Annotated in this window: 2 protein-coding genes; both read left to right on the plus strand. The window is 70.1% G+C overall.

Annotated elements, in window-relative coordinates; translation table 11 throughout:
• The coding region (gene dinB, locus KME77_RS04280; protein WP_219462162.1) for a DNA polymerase IV at positions 1 to 1,215 on the plus strand (1,215 nt) is incomplete at its 5' end.
• Positions 1,216 to 1,418: 203 nt separating this feature from the next.
• Entirely contained in the window at positions 1,419 to 1,823 is a 405-nt protein-coding gene (locus KME77_RS04285; RefSeq protein ID WP_219462164.1) for an SCO2097 family morphological protein, read from the plus strand.
• Positions 1,824 to 1,892: the final 69 nt, after the last annotated feature.

Below are 1,892 nucleotides of genomic sequence, written 5' to 3' on the forward strand. Positions count from 1 at the left end.
GGCCCCGCTCCACGGACCGGGGCCGACGACAGCGGCTGCCCGATCCTGCACGTCGACATGGACGCCTTCTTCGCCAGCGTCGAGCTGCTGGAGCGGCCCGAGCTGCGGGGGCGTCCGGTGATCGTGGGCTCGCCCGCCGGGCGCGGGGTGGTGCTCAGCGCCACCTACGAGGCCAGGGCCCACGGCGTCCACTCGGCGATGCCGATGAGCAGGGCGCGCAGGCTGTGCCCGCGGGCCACGATCATCCCGCCCAGCCACGGCAAATACGCCGAGGTCTCCAAGGGCGTCATGGAGATCTTCCACGCGATCACCCCGCTGGTCGAGCCGATCGCCTCCGACGAGGCGTTCCTCGACGTGGCCGGCGCCCGGCGGCGGCTGGGCCGGCCCGCCGCGATCGCCGCCACGATCAGGGAGCAGGTGCTGGAGCGCTACGGCATCACGTGCTCGGTGGGGGTGGCGAGCAGCAAGTTCGTGGCGAAGCTGGCCTCCAAGCAGTGCAAGCCCGACGGCCTGCTGGTGGTCCCCACCGGCGAGGTGGTCGGCTTCCTGCACCCGCTGCCCGTCTCGGCCCTGTGGGGCGTCGGGGAGCGCACCGAGCAGTCCCTCGTACGCCTGGGCATCCGCACGGTCGCAGACCTCGCCAGAGTGCCCGTCAGCACCTTGCAGCGCGAGCTGGGCCAGGCCGCGGGCACCCATCTGGCCGCGCTCGCCTGGGGGCGCGACGAGCGCGCGGTGAGCGCCCACGTGCCGGACAAGAGCATCGGCAACGAAGAGACATTCGCCACAGATGTGGACGATCCCGAAGTTATCCGGCGCGAGCTGCTCCGCCTGTCCGAACGGGTGGCCGCCAGGATGCGTAAGAGCGGGCACGTGGGCAGGACTGTGAGTGTGAAGTTGCGCCGAGCCGACTTCTCCACCGTCAACCGGTCCCGGACCCTCAGGGAGGCGACCGACGTGGCCCAGGAGATCTACTCGACCGCCTGCGAGCTCTTCGAGGCCTCCGGGCTCCAGCGCGTGCGCCTGCGCCTGGTCGGGGTCAGGATGGAGAACCTGCGCCCCGCCGACTCGGCCACCCACCAGCTCGGGCTGGGCGAGCGGGAGACCGGCTGGCGGGAGGCGGAGCAGGCCATGGACAAGGCGATTCGAAGATTCGGGCCCGATGCGGTGCTCCCGGCGTCGCTTGTGCGCGGCAGACTTGATGAAATGGAGGCATGACGTCCATGTCGGGATTTCGGGGGAGGGGCGGTGGATGGCCCATAATCAGGGTATGACGTCACCTCCGGTTTGGTCTGCGTTGGACGTTTGCTTTCGCCTACGTCTACAGCCTCGTATTCTGGGGATAACCGACCGCGAGGTCCGGACACCCCGTGTCGTCCGTTGCCGTCTTCCCCGTCCTGGGGCTGTCCTTGGGAGGCGCCGTGCCGCTCTCTGAGCACGAGCAGCGCTTGCTCGACCAGATCGAGCAGGCCCTCTACGCCGAGGACCCGAAGTGGGCCAACACCGTACGGATCAGCGACCCGCGCAGCCATTACAAGCGTCGCCTCGTCAAGGCCTCCATCGGCTTTGCCTTCGGGGTCGTCGCCATGATGGTCGGCGTGGTGTTGAATGGCGCAGCCCTGATCCCGCTCGGCGTCGGCGGTTTCGTGGTCATGCTCGCCGCGTGTCTGTGGGGTCTGTCCAGCTGGAAACGCATGAACGGGTTCGGCGACGCCGCGCCCGCCTCAGGCGCTTCCGTGCCCGGCAAGCAGCCCCGCAAGGGTGGCCGCGGCAGCTTCATGGAGCGGATGGAAGAGCGCTGGCGCCGTCGCCACGACGAGCGCTGAGCCCCTCCACCCGCGCACGAGACACCCGGACGACCGTGCGGCCGCCCCCTTCCGAGGGGACGGCCGCAC

Origin of the sequence: Nonomuraea rhizosphaerae, from assembly GCF_019396405.1 — a bacterium.
GTDB classification, from domain to species: Bacteria; Actinomycetota; Actinomycetes; order Streptosporangiales; family Streptosporangiaceae; genus Nonomuraea; species Nonomuraea rhizosphaerae.